Below are 18,512 nucleotides of genomic sequence, written 5' to 3' on the forward strand. Positions count from 1 at the left end.
CAGTCGGTTGTCAGTCTTCAGTGCTCACAGCGCGCGCGGCGCCGGAGGCTTCGAGGTGTTCGGCCAGCAGCTTACGCACCGGGGCGGGCAGGCCAAGGGATGCGAATTCGGCGGCGCTGAACCAGCCGCGCTGCGGTGACTTGTTCGAGATTTCGCCGACACCTTCGATCGCCCGCGCGCGCCAGCGCAGCGGCTGCACGTCGAGATGGTAGTGGCTGAACGTGTGGCGGAAGCCGCTCAACGCTTCGGCCGGGCCATCGAGGCGCGCGGGCAGGGCGTGGGCGGCAAGCTCGGCGTCGGCGTTCTCGCCGCATTCCGGCAGGCTCCACAGTTCGGCCCAGACGCCGGTCTCCGGGCGTCGTTCCAGCAGCACGCGGCCTTGCGTATCCACCAGCAGCAGCATTCGCGTGCTGCGTACCGGCGTCGCCTTGCGCGGCCGCGCGGCCGGAATAAGGCCCTTCAGGCCCTGCGCATGTGCGGCGCAGTTCTCGCGCAGCGGGCACAGCAGGCAGGCAGGCTTGCCGCGGGTGCAGACGGTGGCTCCGAGGTCCATTTGCGCCTGCGTGTAGTCGGCGAGTCGCTGGTCCGGCAGATGCGACTCCGCCAGCCGCCACAGCTGTTTCTCCACCGCCGGCAGGCCCGGCCATTCGGCGATGCCGTGGTAGCGCGCCAGCACGCGGCGCACGTTGCCATCAAGAATCGGAAAGCGCAGGCCGTGGGCCTGGGCAAGTATGGCGCCTGCCGTGCTGCGGCCGATGCCTGGCAGGGCCATCAGCGCTTCCAGCGTGGTCGGCAGCTCGCCCGCGTGCGCTTCGGCGCAGCGTTGGGCGGTGCGATGCAGGTTGCGCGCGCGGCTGTAATAGCCCAGCCCCGACCACAGGCCCAGGACCTGGTCCAGCGGGGCGGCAGCCAGCGCCGGCAACGAGGGCAGGGCATCGACGAAGCGCTGGAAGTAGCCGATCACCGTGCCGACCTGGGTCTGCTGCAGCATCACTTCGGACAGCCAGACCCGATACGGCGTGCGCGGATGCTGCCAGGGCAGGTCGTGGCGGCCGTGCTGCGCGTGCCAGTCGAGCAGGCGTGCGGCCAGCGGCGATTGCGTCGCCGCGTTCGATTCAATCGGCATCGGCTTCGATTTCCGCTTCGCGCAGTTCGACCTGCAGGCCCTCGATGCGCAGGCCCTGCTGCTCAATCAGCGGCATGGCCGCGCGGAACTGCGCCGGCGGCAGGCCGCGCGGACCGGGCCGGGCGATCCAGTCCAGAAGCTCGGCCGCATCCGCCTGCAGGTCGGCCTGCAGGCTGCCGCGCGAGAAGCGCGCCCGAACCGGGCCGCGGCCTTCGGGCGTGCCGATGAATTCCAGCGCCAGCGCGTACTCGTCGTCCGGCGCATCTGCCGCCTGCGGCAGCGCTGGCCACGCCTCCGGCCACTGTCGACCACGACCTTCGAGCAGCAGCTGCAGACGATGCGGCCAGGCGAGTTCGAGATGGCCGTCGAGCTGCAGCAGCGCCTCGCCTTCGGGCTCGGAACTCCGCCAGCGCAGGGCCAGCGGCGCGAGCTCCAGCGGCATGCCCGGCGCGTGCAGCCGGCCGGCCGCATCGGCCTGCAGTGGTATCCGCAGCTCGCCCTCGCGGTACTCCAGCGCGAGCGAAAGCCGGAAATCCTCGCCGGGCAGCAGCCGCGAGAGCTGCAGCTCGATCTCGTCCAGCTCCCAGCTGTCGGCGGCATCGCCGAACACTCGGCCGTGGCTGATCGCAAGCTCGGCCGCAAGCCGTGGCAACCGCGGCGGCGCGGCCGGCCCGACCGTGTCGGGGCGCGCCGACAGCCAGTTGGCCAGCGCATCGCGATCGAGCTGTGGACGCTGCAGACGCAGTTCGCTGAGTTCGATCGCGCCACCCCACAGGGTGCTCCAGGGCAGAGCCAGCTCGACACGCTCTGCCGTCAGCAGTGGGGCTGCGCCAGACTCCGCGCGCGCCTCCAGACCGCGCAGCACGATGTGCAGATCGGGCCACAGCGATACGTCGGCGGGCTCGGCCAGCTTCAGACTCAAGCCCGTGGCGGCTTCTGCCTCAGTCAGCAGGGCGGCTGACAGGCGCTCTGGCTGCAGGTAGTGGCGCAGCAGCGCCACCAGCAGGACCAGCAGCACGATGACACCGCCGACATACAGCGCCCAGCGCCGCCCGCGCGGGGCCGCGCCGGCGTTCACGCGCCCAACGACTCCGGCAGCAGGGCGTCGACGAAGGCCGCAGGCTCGAACTCGCGCAGATCGGCGGCTTTCTCGCCCAGGCCCACGAAGCGGATCGGCAGACCGAACTCGCGGGCCAGGGCGAACACCACGCCGCCCTTGGCCGAGCCGTCGAGCTTGGTCACGACGAGGCCGGTCACGCCCGCGCTGGCGCGGAACTGGCGCACCTGGTTGACCGCGTTCTGGCCGGTGGTGCCGTCGATCACCATCAGCACCTCGTGCGGTGCCGTGGCATCGAGCTTGCCGAGCACACGGCGGATCTTGGCGAGCTCGTCCATCAGCCCGCTCTGCGTGTGCAGGCGGCCGGCGGTGTCGGCGATCAACAGGTCGGCGCCGCGCGATTGCGCCGCGGCAAGTGCGTCGTAGATGACCGAGGCCGAATCGGCGCCGCTGCCTTGGGCGATCACAGGCACCTGGTTGCGCTCGCCCCAGGTCTTGAGCTGCTCGACCGCCGCCGCGCGGAAAGTGTCGCCGGCCGCCAGCAGCAGCTGTTTGCCTTGGCCGCGGTAGCGGTGCGCCAGCTTGCCGATGGTGGTGGTCTTGCCGACGCCGTTGATGCCGACCGTGAGGATCACGAACGGCTTCGCGCCCACGATCGACAGCGGCTGCGCCACTGGCTGCAGCAGGGCCTGCAGCTCGCCGCGCAGGGCGTTCATCAGCGCACGCGCGTCGGCAAACTCGCGGCGGTTCATGCGCGTGCGCAGGCCGGAGATCAGCGACTCGGTGGCCGCCACGCCGACGTCGGCGGTGAGCAGACAGGTTTCGATTTCGTCGAGCAGGTTCTCATCGAGCTTGGGGTTGCGCGAGAACAGCGAGGCAAAGCCGCGCGCCAATGCGCTGCCGGCAAGGCGCTCGCGCCAGCTCAGCTTGGCCGGGGCGGCGGGGGCGGGAGCCAGCGCGGTCTCCGTCGGCGTCACCGCTGCAGGCAGCGCGTTCAGGCGGTCCTCGGGTGGCGTAGCGGCCCAAGAAGTGGCCGCAGTCGGCGCAATCCCCTCGTCAGCCGTCTCGACCCTCTCCGAAGCCCGGGCCTCCGCGAGGGGTTCAACGGGCGTCAGGGCGAGTTGCGTCGGGGCATCGGCGCTCGCGGCCTCGCTGGCAGGCGACTCGACCGGCGTCGGCTCGGGCGTCGCGGCGGGCTTCTTCTTCCAGAACTTGAACATGCAGGCGCAGGCATCCCCGGGGGATGCGCATGGTAGCAGCAGGCCCCCGCGCGCCTCGTGCGTGGCCCGGCGCGAAGCCTTAGCCTTGGCGCCATGTCACGAACCCCCAAACGCGCGCCCGCGCCCTCAGCCGACGGCGAAGTGCGGATCATCGGCGGCCGCTTGCGCGGCAGCCGCCTCACCTTTCCCGCCCTGCCGGGCCTGCGTCCCAGCTCGGACCGGATGCGCGAGACCCTGTTCAACTGGCTGATGCACGAACTTGCGGGGCGCGCCTGCCTCGACCTGTTCGCCGGCAGCGGCGCGCTGGGCTTCGAAGCGGCTTCGCGCGGCGCTGCCTCGGTGCTGCTGGTCGAGCGCGATCCCGCTGCCGCGGCCGCTCTGCGCGCCAGCGCCCAGCGTCTCGGGGCGGGTCTCGACGTGCACGTGGGCGACGCCATCGCCTGGCTGCGGCAGCCGCCCGCCCGCGCCTGGGACCTGGCCTTCGTCGATCCGCCTTTCGCGGCCGGCTTGCACGACTCGGCGATTGGCCTTCTTGACGCGCATCTCGCCGAGCACGCTTTCGTTTATGTCGAATCGGCGCCCGGCCCGGCGCCGGCGGTGCCGCCGCACTGGCGGCTGCACCGAGAACTGGCCACCCGCCACGCGCACGGGCGGCTGTATCTGCGCACATGGGCGAGCCCGGAATCCCCCCTGCTACACTCCGGCGCCTGATGCTGAAGGCCCTGACCGCATGAGTTCGACCCGCCAGCGCACCGCCGTCTATCCCGGCACCTTCGACCCGATCACCAACGGTCACATCGACCTGGTGTCGCGGGCTGCGCCGCTGTTCGAGCGCATCGTCGTTGGCGTGGCCGAAAGCCCGCACAAGGGCCCGGGCTTTGCGCTCGCCGAGCGCATCGAGCTGGCGCGCATCACCCTGGGCGATATTCCGAATGTCGAGGTGGTCGGTTTCGACAGCCTGCTTGCCGACTTCGTCCGCAAGGTCGGCGGGGGCGTGCTGCTGCGCGGCCTGCGCGCGGTGTCGGATTTCGAGTACGAGTTCCAGATGGCCAGCATGAACCGCCATCTGATTCCCGAGGTGGAGACCCTGTTTCTCACCCCGGCCGAGCAGTACAGCTTCATTTCCTCGTCCTTGGTCCGCGAGATCGCCCGCCTTGGCGGTGACGTTTCCGGCTTTGTGCACCCGGCGGTGGATGCAGCGCTGAAGAAGCGCTGGAACCGCGCCTGATCCCGTCGGTCGGGCCCGTGCCCGGTCATCGATTCACACCCAACGCAAACAGGAGCCCCCCAATGAAGTCCACCGTCCGCTTTGCTCCGATCGCGCTCGTCGCCCTGCTCGGCCTGGGCCTTGTCGGCTGCGGCAAGCAGGAGCAGGAAGCCGCACCGGCCGCCACCGAGCAGGTCGCACTCAGCGTGCCCGCCGACCCCAACGACGAGCGCGCGTGGAAGCTCTACCTGACCAACGTGGTCAAGCAGAACCTGCCCGAGAAGCTGCGCACCAGCCCGTTCATGTACTACCTGCCGGCCGCGAGCCGCGAGGACTTCCAGGGCGAATACGAGCGTCAGCTCGACAACGTCTACGGCACCGTCGAGCGCGGCGTGCTGCCGGGCAACATGCTGGCCTTCGGCTCGCCGGAGTCGGCCAAGATGGCCGACCTGATCGTCGAGGCCTTCAAGGATTCGTCGGCCGGTTCCTTCAACGAAGTGCGCGTGCTGTTCATCGGCAAGGCGGAAGACTCCGAGCGCGTGGCGCAGGCGCTGCAGACCTCGGGCGCGGAATACGTGTTCGTCGAAGCGAAGTAATTCCCGATCGAAATGTTCCACGCCGCCCCGGAGCCCCGCGCTCCGGGGCGGGCTGCAAGCGCAGGTACAGCATGGCCCTCATCATCAACGCGCTCTGCGTCAACTGCGACGTCTGCGAGCCGGCCTGCCCGAATGGCGCGATCAGCCAGGGCGAGGTGATCTACGAGATCGCGCCCGAGCGCTGCACCGAATGCGTCGGCCATTACGACGAGCCGCAGTGCATCGAGGTCTGCCCGGTCGAGTGCATCGACCTCGATCCCGCACATCCCGAATCGCGTGAGCAGCTGCTCATCAAGTTCGAACTGCTGACAGGAGTCGCCAAGTGCGCCTGAGCATCCTCCGTGGGGCGGCGCTGGCCGCCCTGCTGCTGTGCGTTTCGCTGAGCTTCGCTGCCGAGAAACCGCGCCATCCGGCCATCGCCAGCGCCAACGCGCAGGCCACCGACGCCGGCATGGAAGTGCTGGCCGCCGGCGGCAACGCCTTCGACGCGGCTGTCGCTGTGAGTGCTGCGCTGGGCCTGGTCGAACCCGAGAGCTCGGGCATCGGCGGCGGCGGCTTCTTCCTGCTGCACATCGCGGCAGAAGACCGGTATGTGTTCATCGACGCCCGCGAACGCGCGCCGCTGGCAGCCACTCGCGACATGTTTCTGGACGAGAACGGTGAGCCGGTGCGTCGGCGCAGCATCGACGGCGCGCTTGCCGCGGCCATCCCCGGCCTGCCGGCGGGGCTGGTGCACCTCTCGCAGAAGTACGGCCGCCTGCCGCTGTCGAAGTCGCTGGCGCCGGCCATCCGCATGGCCCGCGAAGGCTGGACCTTCGGCCGCAAGAATGCGCTGATGCTGGGCTGGCGCAAGGACGTGATCGCCGCCGATCCGGGCGCGTCCGCGCTGTTCCTGCGCGAGGGCGCAATCCCCGCCGAAGGCACGCGCATGGTCAATCCCGACTACGCCGCGATGCTGGAAAAACTCGCGGCGCAAGGCCACGACGGCTTCTATCGCGGCGAGCTGGCGCAGACCCTGGTCGACGGCGTGCGCGCCGCCGGCGGTCTCTGGACGCTCGAAGACTTCGAGCAGTACGCGGTGGTCGAACGCGCGCCGCTGTCGCTGCAGTTCGGCGAACATCGCATCATCACCGCGCCGCCGCCGTCCTCGGGCGGCATCGCCATCGCCCAGGTGCTGAACATTCTCGGTGGCTATGACCTGGCGCCGCTCTCACGCGTCGACCGCATCCACCTCACCGTCGAGGCCATGCGTCGCGCCTACCGCGACCGCGCCCTGCACCTGGGCGACCCCGATCAGGTCGAGGTGCCGGTCGAACTGCTGATGAGCCCGCAGTACGCCGCCGGCCTGCGCGCCGGCATCCATCCGCAGCGGGCCACGCCCAGCGAGCTGCTGCCCGGCGTCGGCATGGACGCGCGACCGGACACCACGCACTTCTCGCTGCTCGACACCGAAGGCAACCTGGTCGCGGTCACGCAGACGGTGAACCTGCCCTACGGCAATGCGATGGCCATCCCCGGCACCGGCTTCCTCCTCAACAACGAGATGGACGACTTCTCCGTCAAGGCCGGCACGCCCAATGCCTTTGGCCTCGTCGGCGAGGACGCCAACGCCATCGCGCCGGGCAAGCGGCCGCTGTCCTCGATGAGCCCGAGCATCCTGGTCAGCCCCGAGCGCACCGCCATCCTCGGCACGCCCGGCGGCAGCCGCATCATCAGCATGGTCATCCTGGGTCTGATGAACCTCATCGACGGTGGCGGCGCGCAGGCCACCGCCGACCTGCCGCGCTTCCACCACCAGTACCTGCCTGACCAGCTCTCGGTCGAAGCCGAGGCCCTGTCGCCGGCCGAGACCGAAGCTCTGTCCGCGCGCGGCCACGTCATCCAGGCCGCCGAGCGGCCCTGGGGCAATATGCAGGTGGTGGTGTGGAACCGCGCCACCGGCGCGGTCGAAGCCGGCACCGACTCGCGCTGGGAAGGCGTGGGCAAGGCTGCCGACGGCAGCAGCGACGACGCCATCTTCCGCTGATCCGGAGAACCTCATGACGATCAAGCTGTGGTCCCTGATCGGCAACTCGCAGAAGCTCGACGGCGGCGCCATGTTCGGCAATGTGCCGCGGCCGATGTGGTCGAAGTGGGTCGAGGTGGACGAAGACAACCGCATCGATCTGGCCTGCCGCGCACTTCTTGCTGATGGCGTCAACGGCAAGCGGGTGCTGTTCGAGACCGGCATCGGCGCCTTCTTCGAGCCCAAGCTCAAGGCCCGCTTCGGCGTGGTCGAGGATCGCCATGTGCTGCTCGATTCGCTCGCCAGCGCCGGCTTCAGCGATGCCGACATCGACGTGGTGGTGCTGAGCCACCTGCATTTCGACCATGCCGGCGGCCTGCTCGCCGCGCATGAGGCCGGTCAGCCGCCGCGGCTGCTGTTTCCGAACGCGCGCTATGTGGTCAGCCGCGCCTGCTTCGAGCGCGCCACGCACCCGCATGCGCGCGACCGCGCCAGCTTCATCCCCGAGCTGCCCGAGCTGCTGGAGCGCAGCGGCCGGCTGGAGCTGGTCGACGGCCCGCACTGTGGCTCGCTTGGCGCGGCGGTGCGCTTCCACTTCAGCGACGGCCACACCCCGGGCCTGATGCTGTCCGAGATCGTCGGCCCGAACGGCCAGGGCGGCGTGGTGTTCTGCGCCGATCTCATCCCCGGTGCGCCCTGGGTGCACCTGCCGGTGACCATGGGCTACGACCGCTACCCGGAAATGCTGATCGACGAGAAGCGCGCCTTCCTCGACGACATGCGCGCCCGCGGCGTGCGCCTGTACTTCACCCATGACACTCGCTGCGCCATGGCTGAGGTCGCGATGGACGACAAGGGCCGCTACGGCGTCGCCCAGCCGCAGGCCGATCTGCAGGCACAGCCCTTGGCGGCCTGAGCCCCGCCTGCGCTATCGTGCGGGCTCCTTCACATGCGGCACGCGCCGCCCCCGGAGCCCCCATGCGCACGACCCTGATCGCTTTCTGCCTGACTGCCCTGCTGCCCGCGCTGGCTGTCGCCGGCAGCTATGGCCTGGAGCCCATGCCTGCAGGCGAAGCCACGCCCGTGCAGGCGGCCATCGCCGACTTCGACAAGCATGCGGAGGGCCGGCAGAAGTTCAGCGGCCGCATCGTGGAGGTCTGCCAGAACAAGGGCTGCTGGGTGGTGCTGGAAGACCAGGGCGAAAGCGTCCGCGTGATGATGCACGACCACAAATTCGACGTGCCCAAGGATTCCAGCGGCGCCGCCGTGGTCTACGGCCAGCTTGAGCGCAAGGAGCTGTCCGACGATCACCGCCAGCATCTGCAGGAGGAATCGACCCGCGGCATGGAAGTCGCCAAAGTCGAATACCGAATCGACGCCTTCGCCGTCGAAATCGCCGACGGCGCCGCCGAGTAAGGCCGCATGATTCCGGGGCTGCGCATGCCGCGCGCGGAAGCCGGCAAAGGCCGGGGCGTGCTGGGTGGCGCCCTGTTCGGGCTTGCCATGATCGCCGTAGCGCTCGGCCTGCAGTTCTGGAACGAAGGCCGCGCCATGCGCCGCACCCAGGTGCTCGATGCCGCGGCCGCCGAGGTGCAGCCGCTGGCGACGGGCCAGACGGCAATCAGCCTGGCCCACATCAGCACGAGGGTGGAAAGCGCCGAGCCCGTGCTCGACCCGGATTTCGGCGTACAGGCACAAGCGCTTGCGCTGCGGCGCCAGGTCGAAATGTTCCAGTGGGTGGAAACGCGCGAAACCCGCCGCGAACGCGGCGCCGACGGCGTGTACCGCGAGGTCGAGGAGTACCGCTACGAGCGCACCTGGGACGACGATTACGTCGACAGCAGCCAGTTCAAGCAGCCGCAGGGCCATAGCAACCCGCCGCCGCCGGCCTTCAGCGGCGGCACCTACCGCTCGGCCGACGTTCGTCTCGGCGGGTATCCCGTCCACGCCGACATCGTCTGGAAGATCGAGGGCTGGCAACCCGTGCCGGTGACGCCCGACGACATCACCCCGAACCTGGCGGCCAGCTTCCGCTCGGTGGATGGCTGGCTGTACAGCGGCGACAGCCTGCAGTCGCCCGCACTGGGCGACGTGCGCGTGCGCTTCGAGCAGCTGCCCGAAGGCCCGCTCAGCCTGATCGCCGCGCTGGACGAGGGCTGGCTCACGCCTGCCAAGCTCCGCAGCGACGACGCATTTTTCCTGTTGGAGCGCGGCGAGCACCCGCCCGAGTCGCTGATCGCATCGGCCCGCAGCAGCAACAGCAGCCTCGCCTGGGCCCTGCGCGCCGGCGGCTTCGCACTGCTGTGGCTGGGCTTCGGTCTGCTGCTGCGCCCGCTGGTAGCCCTGGCCGAATGGGTGCCCCTGCTCGGGCGTCTGGTGGGCGGCGCCGCTGCCGCCGTGTCCTTCGCCTTTGCCGCGCTCTTCAGCCTGATCGCCATCGGCAGCGGCTGGCTCTGGTACCGGCCCTGGTGGTTGTTCGGCGGCCTGGCCCTGCTGGTTGCCGCCGGCGTGCTGCTGTTCCGACGCAGCCAAAGCGCGCCCAGCGGAGCCGCCACGCCACCGCCACCGCCAACGGCCTAGTCGCGTTCGCGCAGGTGCTCGCTGTTCTGGCGTGCGTCGTCAGGCGCGTCCAGCCTGAGGCCCTTGCGCGCTCAAACCCAGCGCCGGGGCGCGGAAACACTGCGAGCAGCAGCTGTGCGTCGTGCAGCACTTCGGCGCCGCCGCCCGAAAGAGCCGCTTCTGAGCGCAGTCGCTGCGGCTTGCGAATGTACTTCGATGGTGTTCAAGGCGATGACTCGGCAGCTCGATCGGACGCGCTTCCAGTGGCCACTTCAAAGCTGGGATCGCTCAGGTCGGAGACGCGGCGCGGTAAATCGAGATACGCCCGCCCCGCGCCGGAGGCCATGAAGAACGCAGCACATGAGCGTTGCTCCGCGAAGCTGGCATGTGAGCGAAAGAAGGTGTGCCCTCCGCGGCGCACGCGCCAACGCAGCAGGCCCAAGTTTGAGAGACGCCCGACAACGCAGCTCAGCTCCCTGAAAGTGACGTTGCGCGCGAGGTAGCTGCCCAGCACGGGTCGGGCGGTACGGAAACTGACGTACTCGTCGTCCGCCATTGCAAGGGTGAGATCCTCAACATTGCGCAACTCGATCACGGATGCCTCCTACAGCGAGCGGCCCCCAAGGCGGCCGCGTGATTCAACCCGAACGTCCCACCCAGAGTGGGCATGTACCCTCAGGCGTCGCGCTCATGCCGGAGACCAGCATGCAGGTAGGGCACCGACAGCAAGCACTCCTCCACGCCGGCTTGTCCCGGCAGAGGTGTGAGGATCGGCGCTGACGGCAGCTTCGAGGTCGGCCGCGCAGGCGACCGTGCTGTCGGTGCCATCGCGAACGCAACACCCAACCGAGGCCGCGATGTCGCACGAAAGCGGGTTAGGTCCGGCGTCCACGTAGGGCTGACCAGACAAGAAGCGCGATGCGACGGACCACAAACGAGAGCGTGGCGAAGACGACTGCGAAGGTGAGGGGAATGACACTTCCGAACGCGATCGTCATGCCGGCCACGAAGCCAAAAACGTACTCGGCACGGTAAACCGGAAGCGCAATCGAGATGGGCAGCAGGCCCGCGAACAGTACCAAGCTGACGCTGTCCAGACCCAAGAGGAAGCCGCTCGCCAGCGCGGCGCCGTAGCAGAGCGAGCCCGCGATGCCCACAGAGAACCCGGGCCAAAGACTCTCGCCAACGTGCCCCGTTTGCAGACGGCGAATGCGTACAGCGACGACGATGCCAAGCAGCGGCAAGACCAGCAGAGAAAGCCAGTTCGAGAAGCCCGGAAGGTCACCCCGGCCCAGGAAGTGATGCGTCTGGACGCCGCCGGTGAAATGCTCGAAGGCAATGAATGCTGCGGCAAACGCAGCAGCGGCCAAGGGGATCACGGTCGCAGCGGCTCGGGAGGAAATCATGTCGTGGCCCCGCCTTCTATGTGGTGATGCTGCGTCTCCATCGCGTACGCGGGTTGGACGATTGCTTCTCGACGGCGTTGACCTCGCTGTCGTGCGATCCGATGACCTGACTCGCCTCGCTGTTGGGGATAGATGCACTGGATGTCGGGCCGCTGACCAAGCATCCCCGCCCGCCGATAACCCGAAATGGCGATCTACCGCAAGTAGACCACGACAAGCGCTGCGAAAGCCGCGGCGAGAACGCCAGACGCGACCAGCGCCGAAACCACGGATGCCCTTGCCAGCGACGCGCCACGAGCCCACAAGGTCAAGGATGACAGCGCGAAGACCAGCGACCAGATGGCGAGTGGAAACACGAGAAGAATGTCCTTCTCACCCCCGCCGAGGCTCAAAGACCCCTTCGTCAGGAGCCAGCCGACAAGGAGACACAGCGCCAACGGCGAAAGTGAAGCTCCAACACGACGAAACGCAGATGCGGGCTTTGGCGACATCATGGCGGAGCTCTTGGCTAGGTATCGCTGAGCGCAGACTGCGTGACCTCGGCGCATAGTCAACTCCACTTGCTGGCGAGAGGAGATCAGCCTAAGTCACCGGGCCCACTGCGCTCCGTTGATGTGTGGCGCTACAGCGTTGAGGCCGTTCACGGCTTCCGAACGCCCGGTAGCCATCAAGGGCATTCTCGATGCCGCATAGGGCCGCAGCCATACGTTCTGCGGGACGTTTCAGAGCGCAAGAAGAAGCGATCGGTGCATCCAACGTCTGACTTATGTCGGGCCGGGAAGCGGCCTAAGCGTGAATAAATAGTCAATCCGCTGCCATGTGACGAGCCTTATGGATGGGCCTCTTGAAGACTCGCGAGTGGAACCCACCCCGAGTCCGAGCCGTCGGTGCTCTTGCACCAAGCCCACCCGTTTATGGTTCTTGAGACGAGAAGCAGATCACCTTTTTGTACATTAAGTTCTCTCGCCGTGTAGTCTTCACGTGCGCGAGCAGCTCCATCATCAACCATCTCGATGATCTCCACTGGAACCCAGCCGCCTTTCTGGCCTGGTTTTTCACAGAATATCCAATCAACCCAGTTCTCAGGGCCTTCGTATTTCTTGCCCACCAAAAGAAGAGCGCCTTTTGCGAAGGTAATGGGTTCGGGATATTCGCTGGTGTGATCTTGGATAACGAGATATTGCTTGCCTTCCATGTTCGTCTCCTGCGGGTGCGCTGCAATCGCGAGCTCGTGCCTGGGCCCAGGGCAGAACTCCTTGGCTTTGGCTTCGATCAGGCTAACGACGGCTTCATGGATCTCAATGACCTAGCGTCTGAACTGAGCGGCCGCATCAATCGCGAGGCGACTGATTGGGCCGCTTGAGTGAATAGCTGGGGCTCGGAACTGGCTCATCGAGGCTGACGCCGCAATGCGGGCAGTGATTGGCCGAACCCAGCCCGTACAAAGCAAAGAACCCGAAAGGCATGTGGCACTTGGGGCAAGAGAGCATGAACACGAGATAGGAGTAAGTGCCGGGCAAGACAAGCATTGGGATGAGCAAAAGCCATTTGAAGATCGAGCCTTCAAGCGCTGAATCCCCGGCAACAATCGCGATAAAGCACACCGCCATGATGATGTGGCCGCTCCATGTCCGATTGCTAATGTATTCGCGGATCTTCATCACACCTCGCCGAAAACCATGGCTCTAACGCTGGAGCTGAGCGGAAACATCATTCGCGAAGCGAGTGGCCTGTCCGCTTGAGCGGCCAGTACGGGCTCGATTACCCACCGAAGCCCATGATGCTTGCGGCGACTATAGCGCCAATGAGCAACGGCGGGAAAGCCGCCCACGCAACTGCGGCGCGTGGACTGTGCCGCCGAATGCGAACGCCGACAAGAACAACAGCGAAGAGCGCCAGCGCCGGCCCACCGATATAGAGGAAAAGGCTCGCAACACCCGCCGAGCGACACGAAACGCCGTCGACAACGCAGCCAGATGCGGGGTTGAATGTGACCCACAGCGCACTGAGCGTATAAAGCGCCGCGAGAACGATGTTGACTGCTGCAACTGGCCAGAATGCGCGCATAATTCGTAACGCCCTGCTAGCTGGCCTGTGGCCAGATGTGGTGGGTTCGATTGAGGAAATTCGGCCCAGAGCCAGTTGTGCGCGCAGTTGAGTCGCGTGAGTTGCCTAATGCGCGGGAACCCACAAGTCGTCACCGTCGGAATCGTGTGTGCGGCACTCGATGCGGCCATTCTTTGCTCGGAGATATGCAATCTTACGATGGACGGGTCGGTCTATGGATATCACTGAGAAGTACTCCCAACCCTCCTCGATGTAGTCGTCAGGCCAGACCTCAACGTTCGGGCGGGTCGCGGCGCACGCTGCGACGACATGAGATGCCTCAATGAGTGCAAGCGCATCAGACATAAGAGAAGCCCAATGCTCGTACTAGGCGGCCATATCAATCGCGAAGCGATTGATCGGTGTGCTTGAGTGAATGCTCAGGAATTCGGAGGATCACTACGGCGACGAGACACCAGTGCAGCGATGCCACCAACCGCAATGCCCAAACCAACTCCCATGGCCAGGTTGCCGAGTGCCACGCCAAGGCCACAACCTACGGCAACGCCAGAAGCAACCCACACACCAGGGTTTAATGGCTGGCCTTGCTTGCTTGGGTCTCGCTTGAACATGGAATTTGCGACTCCTAACGCCTGAGCTAAGTGGCCAGATCAATCGCGAAGCGCTTGATTGGTCTGGTTGAGTGAACGAATGGACTCCCCCGTGTCGCGACTCGGCTTCGTTGAGCCAGACTGAGGGCCGTGGCCTTCAGACATCGGGATCACAGGAGGAGCCCGCCATGCATGCTATCGCCATCGCCCAGAACAATGCGACCTGTTCTGCTGTCCGCGTCGCCGTCGACCTCGCCAAGGGCGTCTTCAAGCTGGCCTGAGCCGATGCAAGCGGTCGCATTGTCGAGCGCAAGCGTCTGAGTCGTGCCGCCCTCGCGCGTGCGTTCGACAACCGACCCGCCCCGAGCATCGTGATGTCGGCGCGGCCAGCTGTACCTGTAGGCCGGCGGCGTCGGTCTGCTGACCGCGACCGCGCTGAGCGCGTCCGTCGGCGAGCTTGCGCGCTTCGATTCGGCACGCCACCTCGCCAGCGCGCTCGGCCTACCGCCGCGCGAACACTCCAGCGGCAACAGGCGAAGACTGGGGCGCATAACGAAACGCGGCGACAGCTACCTGCGCACCCTGCTGATCCACGGCGCACGGGCGGCACTGCTGGCCGAAGCGCGCCCAGGAGCAGGGCAAACCGCTCGACCGAACCCAGGAGTGGGCGTTGGCGCTGGCCGAGCGGACCTGTCACAACAAGGCGGCTATCGCGCTCGCCAACAAGACCGTCCGGCGCCTCTGGGCCGCGGATCGACAAGGCCAGGCTTTTGACCCCAACCACCCCAGCACGCCTCGCGCGCACTGAACCCAGACCCAGACACTAGAACCCACCACTTCACGCGCTGCACCGATTCAACCTTATGCCTGTGCGACGGTCCCCGAAGCAATTACGCCGATAGTGCTGGCACAGCGACTGCGGCTTGAACGAATGGCCCTGCTTCGCGGATTCCGTCATGGGTGAGACGGCGCGCTCTGCGAGCATTGCTCGCAGCGCCGTCGAACGCCCGCACAGGGAGGTGCGGGCCGGACTGCTGAGCAGGGACAGCGCAGCTCGGACGAAAGCTGTCCAACAAAGCCGAATACACGACTGCAGCCGCTTGCTCAGGCGCAAGAAGAGCGGGTCAGCAGGAAACAAAGAACAGCCGAATCGTCAGTGATTGACGGGGGAGTCCATGCGCGAGTAGTTAGCCCCCCGCCGACGGAGCAGAGGCTGTTGGCTTGCTAAGCGCATTGTCTCGAAGCGCCATGTCCTTGCCGATGCCGTAAGAGAAAACCACCGCAGAAAAGACGATCCCAAAGACTGCTGCGACGAGTCCACCGACCCGTTGGCGCTTGTATTGCATGAGGCCGGCACCTGCGAAAAAAACAGCTCCGCCGACTAGGGCGAGATTGTTCAGAAACCCGTACACACCTAGCGCAGCCGCGATAAGGAAAAAGAGTGTAGCGGTCGAATTCGCGCCTGATGCTTCAGTCTTCATGGGACTCCTCGGTTGGTGGGGGGGCTAACGCTGGAGCTAAGCGGCAGCATCAATCGCGAAGCGATTAATTGGTCCGCTTGAGTGATCGAATGGACTCCCCCCGCGTCGCCACTCGGCTTCGTTGAGCCAGACTGAGGGCCGTGGCCTTCAGACATCGGGATCACAGGAGGAATCCGCCATGCATGCTATCGCCAACGCCCCGAACAATGCGACCGCTTCGACTGCCGTGCGCGTCGCCGTCGATCTTGCCAAGGATGTCTTCGAGCTGGCCTTTGCCGATGCCGGTCGTCGGATCGTCGAGCGCAAGCGCTTGAGTCGTGCAGCGTTTGCGCGTGCGTTCGACAACCGACCGCCGCTGCGGATCGTCATGGAGGCCTGCAGCTCTGCGCATCACTGGGCGCGGCGCTTCCAGCGCTTGGGCCATCAAGTCGTCTTGCTACCTGCCCACGACGTCCGGCCCTACGTCCGCCGCAACAAGACCGACCGCACCGATGCCGCCGGTTTGCTGGAAGCGGACCGCTGCGGCGATATCCGGCCGGTGCCGATCAAGTCGCCCGATGCCCAGGGCGTGCAGGCGCTGCACCGAGTCCGCGAGCAGCTCAAAGCCCAGCGCACGGCACTGATCAACCGGATCCGCGGCCTGTTGCGCGAGTTCGGTCTGGTGATTGCCTCCGGCGCCGAGCGCGTGCGGCCGGACTGACACGGCTTCGACGGTGCATGCGACGAGTATCCATCCATGGAGCGCCCGCCGGCCAAGCCATCCTTGGCTTGGCGTTCGCGTCAGCGCGCGCCAGTGGCGCGCAAGCGCTGCCGCTCACCCATGGCCCTTCGCCACAGCCTCCACCGCCTGCTCGAACAGATCGCCCTGTGCGAGCGCGGCATGCAGGGCATCGAACAGAAACTTGACGCTTTCGCCCGTCGGGATCGACGCAGCCAGCTGAAACTGCAGGCCGGCGGCGTCGCTCTGCTCACGGCGACCGCACTGAGCGCGTCCGTCGGCGAACTCGCGCGTTTCGATTCCGGGCGCCACCTTGCCAGCGCACTTGGCCTACCGCCACGCGAACACTCCAGCGGCAACACGCGACGACTCGGGCGCATGACCAAACGCGGCGACAGCGACCTGCGCACCCTGCTGATCCACGGCGCACGGTCGGCATTGCTGGCGGCGAAGCTCGCGCAGAAGCAGAGCAAACCGCTCGACCGAACCCAGGAATGGGGCTTGGCACTGGCCGAGCGCGCCGGCCACAACAAAGCCGCGGTGGCACTTGCCAACAAGACCGTCCGACGCCTCTGGGCCGCGGATCGCCACGGCCAGGCCTTCGGCCCCAACCACCTCAGCACGCCTCGCACGCACTGAGCCCAGCCCACACCCCGTCTCAAACCTCACCACTTCACGCGCTGCACCGCTTCAACCTGATGCCTGTGCGACGGTCCCCGAAGCAGCCAAGCCGATAACTCTTCCGGTCCTCGTGGCCGCTTGAACGAATGGCCCTGCTTCGCGGATTCCATCTTGGCTAGAGCCACCGCGCTCAACAAAGCCGAATCCACGAATGCAGCCGCTTGCTCAGGCGCAAGAAGAGCGGGTCAGCTGGGAACAAAGAACAGCCGACTCGTCAGCGGTTGACGGGGGAGTCCATACACGCATGGTTAGATGCCACCTGCACGGGCGCTTCGTTGTTCTTGCCGTGGGTTATGCGGTTCGCAGTGCCCACTTGCGCATGACGAGAACTCGCGACCCGACAGTGATGTGATCTCCACTACGCAACAGAACGGGTCACCGCGGCAAGCCCACCTCGGATTGCCTGCCGACTCTGCGTGTTTGAAACTGATCGTAACGCGAGCAGCAACTATGGGGGATCGTACGCGATATCTGCCTAGTAGCCAGTAGAATCGAGCTTGCCACTGGATCTGCAGCCTCCGCTGTACCGAAAACGCAGCCAGAGCCAGAGATGCGTCGGGCAATAGACACAGCTCGATGGTCTGCTGCCGATGCGCCAGAGCCTCTCGGTACAGCTTTCCGAGGGCCCAGTAGCCATCCAGATCATTGTTGCGGCTGGAGAAGGAAATCGCGATGGAATCAGCGATGCCTTTCAGGGCTCGGGAAGACATGACCGTGGCATCTAACGCCTGAGCTAAGCGGCCACATCAATCGCGGAGCGATTGATTGGTCCGCTTGAGCGAAATGTTAGGTGCCTTCTTGCAGCTCATCGATTAGGACTCTATCGCCCTCAAAGAAACGCGAAAGCAACCTATCCGCTACCAAGCCGACACCTACTTTTGATCGTATCTCCGGTGATGCCGGATACAGAACAACGTAGCAATCCTTGGTCACACTTCGGATGTACTCAGCATGTTGTAAGTACGTGAACTTTACCTCGGGACTGGCCCACTCACCGACAACAACCTCCTTTACCCGCGCGCGATACCTGAACCAAAAATGGAAAGGCATGCAGTCGGGAACAGTCCCGCAACCAGGGAAAAGATCGGTGAACTCAACATCGAGCACTTCGACCCGGAGAACAATTGCGCCGACAGGCAACTCGTACGCAGACATTGGGGACACATGCTTAGCTGTCGGAGGACTGGCGCAACCAATCAGCAGTAGACCAAAAAACAAGAGTGCGAGACGTTTCTGCATGGCACCTAACGCCTGAGTTAAGCGGCAGCTCCAATCGCGAAGCGATTGGACTGTCCGCTTGAACGAATAGTTAGGTGCGCGCCTTCCAATGCTTGTGAAGCAAGGGATCGAGGCGTGAACCTGGCCACATATAAACAGTGTAGCTGTCGTCTGCGGGGTCCGACTCATATGTGATTGATTCGATTCCACGCATCGCATAGGAAAACCGGTACCCGCCACTAGGAATCTCGATGCGTGGTGCGTCTGGGAGGTAGTCCGTGCAGCCCATTACTACAAGCCGCCCAGTTGGCACCTCGAAGTATCCACTCGAGAGGTGATCAACCTCACCAGCATCGATTCCCGGATCGGCAGCGAGAAGTCGGATCTCCACCGGGACCGTGACGTTACGAAGCGTCCCGAAAGACGCCGCCGTTTGCCCGACGGCGACCCCGATCTCTAGCGCCCTTTCGGTCCAAAGGATCGAGAAATCATCGTCAGACGCCTCATCCAGAAGGAGGAACTGAAAGTAGTCCGCGAAAACATCGAACTTGCGATCCAACACCAGGCGCGCACCTAACGCT

17 protein-coding genes and 1 pseudogene are annotated in these 18,512 nt (G+C 65.8%); 10 read left to right on the forward strand and 8 right to left on the reverse strand.

What is annotated here, in order from left to right:
- Positions 1 to 10: 10 nt before the first annotated feature.
- From mutY to ftsY, 3 genes are read right to left on the reverse strand one after another with little or no spacing between them, the layout of a single operon-like run.
- Complete coding sequence (mutY, locus tag H4O13_00115; GenBank protein MBE5313790.1) at positions 11 to 1,126, reverse strand: A/G-specific adenine glycosylase; 1,116 nt, start codon at positions 1,124 to 1,126, stop codon at positions 11 to 13.
- Positions 1,116 to 2,204 (reverse strand): AsmA family protein, encoded by a 1,089-nt coding sequence (locus tag H4O13_00120; GenBank protein MBE5313791.1) that lies wholly within the window; start codon positions 2,202 to 2,204, stop codon positions 1,116 to 1,118. The genes mutY and H4O13_00120 overlap by 11 nt, the downstream gene beginning before the upstream one ends.
- Entirely contained in the window at positions 2,201 to 3,403 is a 1,203-nt protein-coding gene (gene ftsY, locus H4O13_00125) for a signal recognition particle-docking protein FtsY (GenBank protein ID MBE5313792.1), read from the reverse strand. The genes H4O13_00120 and ftsY overlap by 4 nt, the downstream gene beginning before the upstream one ends.
- A 93-nt stretch (positions 3,404 to 3,496) precedes the next feature.
- On the opposite strand from ftsY, the gene rsmD reads away from it, so the two are divergent.
- The 8 genes from rsmD to H4O13_00165 all read left to right on the forward strand — a co-directional run bounded on the left by rsmD (position 3,497) and on the right by H4O13_00165 (position 9,791).
- Positions 3,497 to 4,114, forward strand: a complete 618-nt coding sequence (gene rsmD, locus H4O13_00130) for a 16S rRNA (guanine(966)-N(2))-methyltransferase RsmD (GenBank protein ID MBE5313793.1) — start codon at positions 3,497 to 3,499, stop codon at positions 4,112 to 4,114.
- Between the two features lie 19 nt (positions 4,115 to 4,133).
- Positions 4,134 to 4,631: a pantetheine-phosphate adenylyltransferase gene (coaD, locus tag H4O13_00135; GenBank protein MBE5313794.1), complete on the forward strand. Its 498-nt coding sequence runs from the start codon at positions 4,134 to 4,136 to the stop codon at positions 4,629 to 4,631.
- Between the two features lie 62 nt (positions 4,632 to 4,693).
- A complete protein-coding gene (locus H4O13_00140) occupies positions 4,694 to 5,206 on the forward strand; it encodes a hypothetical protein (GenBank protein MBE5313795.1) in 513 nt (170 codons plus the stop codon).
- A gap of 71 nt (positions 5,207 to 5,277) precedes the next feature.
- Positions 5,278 to 5,538 carry a YfhL family 4Fe-4S dicluster ferredoxin gene (locus H4O13_00145; protein MBE5313796.1) on the forward strand — a complete coding sequence of 87 codons (261 nt, stop codon included), beginning with the start codon at positions 5,278 to 5,280 and terminating at the stop codon, positions 5,536 to 5,538.
- A gap of 35 nt (positions 5,539 to 5,573) precedes the next feature.
- The gene (ggt, locus tag H4O13_00150; protein MBE5313797.1) at positions 5,574 to 7,232 is read left to right on the forward strand and encodes a gamma-glutamyltransferase; all 1,659 of its coding nucleotides are present in this window, start codon (positions 5,574 to 5,576) and stop codon (positions 7,230 to 7,232) included.
- A 19-nt stretch (positions 7,233 to 7,251) separates the two neighbouring features.
- The gene (locus tag H4O13_00155; protein ID MBE5313798.1) at positions 7,252 to 8,127 is read left to right on the forward strand and encodes an MBL fold metallo-hydrolase; all 876 of its coding nucleotides are present in this window, start codon (positions 7,252 to 7,254) and stop codon (positions 8,125 to 8,127) included.
- Positions 8,128 to 8,189: 62 nt separating this feature from the next.
- Positions 8,190 to 8,627, forward strand: coding sequence for a DUF4920 domain-containing protein (locus H4O13_00160; GenBank protein MBE5313799.1), 438 nt, complete (start codon positions 8,190 to 8,192; stop codon positions 8,625 to 8,627).
- A gap of 6 nt (positions 8,628 to 8,633) precedes the next feature.
- Positions 8,634 to 9,791, forward strand: a complete 1,158-nt coding sequence (locus H4O13_00165; GenBank protein ID MBE5313800.1) for a TMEM43 family protein — start codon at positions 8,634 to 8,636, stop codon at positions 9,789 to 9,791.
- Positions 9,792 to 9,993: 202 nt separating this feature from the next.
- Here the strand turns inward: H4O13_00165 and H4O13_00170 are convergent, their stop codons facing one another.
- The 4 genes from H4O13_00170 to H4O13_00185 all read right to left on the reverse strand — a co-directional run bounded on the left by H4O13_00170 (position 9,994) and on the right by H4O13_00185 (position 12,837).
- Positions 9,994 to 10,365 carry a hypothetical protein gene (locus H4O13_00170; GenBank protein MBE5313801.1) on the reverse strand — a complete coding sequence of 124 codons (372 nt, stop codon included), beginning with the start codon at positions 10,363 to 10,365 and terminating at the stop codon, positions 9,994 to 9,996.
- A gap of 280 nt (positions 10,366 to 10,645) precedes the next feature.
- On the reverse strand, positions 10,646 to 11,176 hold the full coding sequence (locus tag H4O13_00175; protein ID MBE5313802.1) for a hypothetical protein: 531 nt from the start codon (positions 11,174 to 11,176) through the stop codon (positions 10,646 to 10,648).
- Positions 11,177 to 12,005: 829 nt separating this feature from the next.
- On the reverse strand, positions 12,006 to 12,371 hold the full coding sequence (locus H4O13_00180) for a hypothetical protein (protein MBE5313803.1): 366 nt from the start codon (positions 12,369 to 12,371) through the stop codon (positions 12,006 to 12,008).
- 136 nt (positions 12,372 to 12,507) lie between these two features.
- Positions 12,508 to 12,837 carry a hypothetical protein gene (locus H4O13_00185; GenBank protein MBE5313804.1) on the reverse strand — a complete coding sequence of 110 codons (330 nt, stop codon included), beginning with the start codon at positions 12,835 to 12,837 and terminating at the stop codon, positions 12,508 to 12,510.
- A 1,413-nt stretch (positions 12,838 to 14,250) separates the two neighbouring features.
- Here H4O13_00185 and H4O13_00190 point away from each other — a divergent pair.
- Positions 14,251 to 14,607: an IS110 family transposase gene (locus tag H4O13_00190; protein MBE5313805.1), complete on the forward strand. Its 357-nt coding sequence runs from the start codon at positions 14,251 to 14,253 to the stop codon at positions 14,605 to 14,607.
- A gap of 413 nt (positions 14,608 to 15,020) precedes the next feature.
- Here H4O13_00190 and H4O13_00195 read toward each other — a convergent pair whose 3' ends face one another.
- Positions 15,021 to 15,314, reverse strand: a complete 294-nt coding sequence (locus H4O13_00195) for a hypothetical protein (protein MBE5313806.1) — start codon at positions 15,312 to 15,314, stop codon at positions 15,021 to 15,023.
- A 178-nt stretch (positions 15,315 to 15,492) separates the two neighbouring features.
- Between H4O13_00195 and H4O13_00200 the strand changes: the two are divergent.
- Positions 15,493 to 16,671, forward strand: a pseudogene (locus tag H4O13_00200) (IS110 family transposase).
- The last annotated feature ends 1,841 nt before the right edge of the window (positions 16,672 to 18,512 follow it).

It is taken from the genome of Lysobacterales bacterium (assembly GCA_014946745.1).
GTDB lineage: Bacteria > Pseudomonadota > Gammaproteobacteria > Xanthomonadales > Xanthomonadaceae > Aquimonas.